This is a genomic window from Ruminococcus sp. CAG:379 (genome assembly GCF_000434255.1).
In the GTDB taxonomy this organism is placed as follows: Bacteria; Bacillota; Clostridia; order Oscillospirales; family Ruminococcaceae; genus Ruminococcus_F; species Ruminococcus_F champanellensis.
Window position 1 is genome coordinate 16,433 of record NZ_FR894827.1, and the last position, 2,898, is coordinate 19,330.

General features: G+C 55.5%; 4 protein-coding genes and 1 pseudogene. All 5 read right to left on the reverse strand.

The genetic code is table 11. The annotated features are described in order from the left end of the window. Positions 1-132, reverse strand: a pseudogene (locus QVO51_RS01930) (aminotransferase class V-fold PLP-dependent enzyme); the annotation flags it as partial. A gap of 2 nt (positions 133-134) precedes the next feature. Continuing rightward, positions 135-365, reverse strand: coding sequence for a putative Se/S carrier-like protein (locus QVO51_RS01935; RefSeq protein ID WP_081460017.1), 231 nt, complete (start codon positions 363-365; stop codon positions 135-137). Positions 366-449: 84 nt separating this feature from the next. Further along, complete coding sequence (ispF, locus tag QVO51_RS01940) at positions 450-929, reverse strand: 2-C-methyl-D-erythritol 2,4-cyclodiphosphate synthase (protein WP_022357011.1); 480 nt, start codon at positions 927-929, stop codon at positions 450-452. Beyond that, positions 926-1,615, reverse strand: coding sequence for a 2-C-methyl-D-erythritol 4-phosphate cytidylyltransferase (gene ispD, locus QVO51_RS01945; RefSeq protein ID WP_022357012.1), 690 nt, complete (start codon positions 1,613-1,615; stop codon positions 926-928). Before ispD ends, ispF begins: the two co-directional genes overlap by 4 nt. A gap of 103 nt (positions 1,616-1,718) precedes the next feature. Next, complete coding sequence (locus tag QVO51_RS01950; RefSeq protein WP_041326679.1) at positions 1,719-2,804, reverse strand: 6-phosphofructokinase; 1,086 nt, start codon at positions 2,802-2,804, stop codon at positions 1,719-1,721. Positions 2,805-2,898: the final 94 nt, after the last annotated feature.

Here is a 2,898-nt window from a genome sequence, read left to right on the forward strand (position 1 = left end):
CATGGACAAGGGATGACCGCCCCTGCCCGGATTGCCTCCCTGCTTTTCCAGCGCATAGCTGACCGCAGCATACACCTCCGGAGGCTTGGGAAAGGTGGTTGCCGCATTATCAAAATTGACCGGCTGCGCCATACCTACTCCTCCGTATAACTGAGAAATGGCACAGCGCTTTGCTCCAGCAGCCGCAGCACAGAAGCCGCACCAGCCTGCACCTGCAAGCTATAGCCGCAGCCCTGGGCATTGCCTTGCTTGGTCTTGTGCACCTGTGTATGATAGCCTGCCGCCTGTAATACCTTCTGTCCCTTCATAGCATGTGTCAAAGACGGCATCGCAATGGTCGTGGTCATAGGGATCACCTCACTCATAGGATTGACATGCCTGTATACAGGAATGCCATTACTTCATCCTATGCGTTTCGACAGAAAATGCTACCGGGATCCCGTCACTCCTTACAGCTCCGTCAGCAGCACCACACAGTGGGCAGCAATCCCCAGCTTTTCGCCGGTAAAGCCCAGTTTTTCCTCTGTGGTGGCTTTCACGCTCACATCCTCCAGGTCAATCCGGCACACATCTGCAATTCGTTCCTGCATGGCAGGGATAAAGGGTGCCAGCTTTGGCGCCTGTGCCAGAATGGTGGCATCCAGATTACCGATCCGGTAGCCCTTGTCCCGGATCAGATCATTTACAAATTCCAGCAGCTTCATGCTGTCTGCCCCGCTGTAGGTGGGGTCATCGTCCGGAAACAGATGCCCGATATCTCCCAGTGCCAGCGCACCCAGCATGGCGTCCATCAGGGCATGCACCAGTACGTCTGCGTCCGAATGTCCCAGCAGGCCCTTATCGTGGGGGATCTCCACGCCGCCCAGAATCATCTTGCGCCCCTCTGACAGCCGATGTACGTCATATCCGTGTCCGATTCTCAGTTTCATGCCTGTTCCTCCTGCTGTTTCAAAATTGCCTGTGCGATTGCCGCATCCTCCGGTGTGGTGATCTTGATGTTGGTGTAATCCCCCACCGTCATGTATACTTTGCCTCCGATGGCCTCCACCAGCTGACAGTCATCCGTAAAGTCCAGCCCGTGCTCCAGGGCGAAATCCACCCCTTCAAAATATAGTCGGCGGCGGAACACCTGGGGAGTCTGGGTCAGATACAGGGTATGCCGGGGAGGCGTATCCGTAATCAGCCCATCGCTGACTGCCTTAATAGTATCCTTCACCGGTGCCCCAAGGGTTGCACCCCCGAACACCCTTGCATCATGAATGGTTCGTTCGATCTGCTCCGGCTTCACCAAAGGCCGTGCCCCATCGTGAATGGCAACATACTCTGTGCTTCTGGACAGCTTTCGCAGTCCGTTCTGCACGCTTTCCTGTCGGGTATGCCCCCCTATGGTGATGGCGGTCAGTTTTTGAATGCCAAGCCGTCCTGCGGTCTGTTCGATCTCCTGCCGGTCACAATCCCGGCACACCAGGATGATCTCCGCCACACTGGGGCATGCTTCAAAGGCACGCATGCTCATGCCGATTACGTTGGTATCCCCCAGAGGCAGCAGGATCTTGTTAACCCCCTGCATCCGGGTGGCATTCCCTGCGCAAACGATAATTGCCGATGTATCCAATGCAATGCTCCTTCCTTCACAGGGCAACACCGCACATTTCTTATGCAGCGCTGCCATAGAAAATCCGCAGAAGCTGCCTCCTGCGGATTTTGCAGATTTTGTATTACTCATCCCCGAAGGAGACGCCAATGTGCTTTGCAGTCATAACCAGCTCCCCCTTGGGATCCACAAACTTGGTCAGTCCTGCGATATCCGCCAGCTTGTTGGAGGTCACCTTGCCGCCAACAATGGCAACAGAACGGCCATAACGCTCCTGTGCGATCAGCTTTGCCGCATGCACACCCAGCTTTGTGGCAAGCAAACGATCATAGGCATTGGGACTGCCGCCCCGGAGCATATGTCCCGGTACGCATACCCGGGTGTCAATGCCCGTGGATGCCTGCACCTGTGCCGCAATCCGGCTGGTGGCAGTCAGAATCCCTGCTTCTGCACGCTTCTGAGCACGCTGCTTTTTCTTCAGCTTGGCTTCCTCCACGTCAAATGCGCCCTCAGCCACTGCCATAATGGAAAAGCTCTTACCGTTTGCCGCACGCTTCAGCAGTGCCTCGCAGACCTTTTCAATGTCATAGGGGATCTCCGGAATCAGGATAATATCCGCACCGCCGGCAATGCCTGCGCTCAGGGTCAGCCAGCCAGCCTTGTTCCCCATGACCTCACACACCAGGATCCGGGAATGGCTTGCTGCCGTGGTATGCAGCCGATCAATGGCATCCGTGGCAATATCCACTGCGGTCTGATAGCCGAAGGTCACATCCGTGCCATAAATATCATTGTCGATGGTCTTGGGCAGACCGATTACGTTCAGCCCCTCCTGTGCCAGCAGGTAGGAGGTCTTGTGGGTGCCGTTGCCCCCAAGGGTCAGCAGGCAGTCCAGCTTCTGCTTTTTGTAGGTCTCCTTCATATTCTTGACCTTGTCCACGTTGTCCTCCCCGATGACGGTCATCATCTTGAAGGGCTGCCGCTTGGTACCCAGAATGGTGCCCCCCTGGGTCAGAATGCCGGAAAAATCCGAGGGATTCATATCCCGGCACAGGTTGTGGATCAAGCCATAGTAACCGTTGGAGATCCCCACGATCTCTACCTTGTCCGTGCCAAACTGCTGGAAGCATGCCTTGGCAACGCCACGAATGGTGGCGTTCAGTCCGGGGCAGTCCCCGCCGCTTGTTAAAATACCAATTCTTTTCATGATCGATTCCGGTTTGCCGGAAAGCAAACCATCCTCCCTTCCTGTATTTTTTCTGCCCGTGCAGATGGGATTCTAGGGAGTGTTGACACTAAGATAA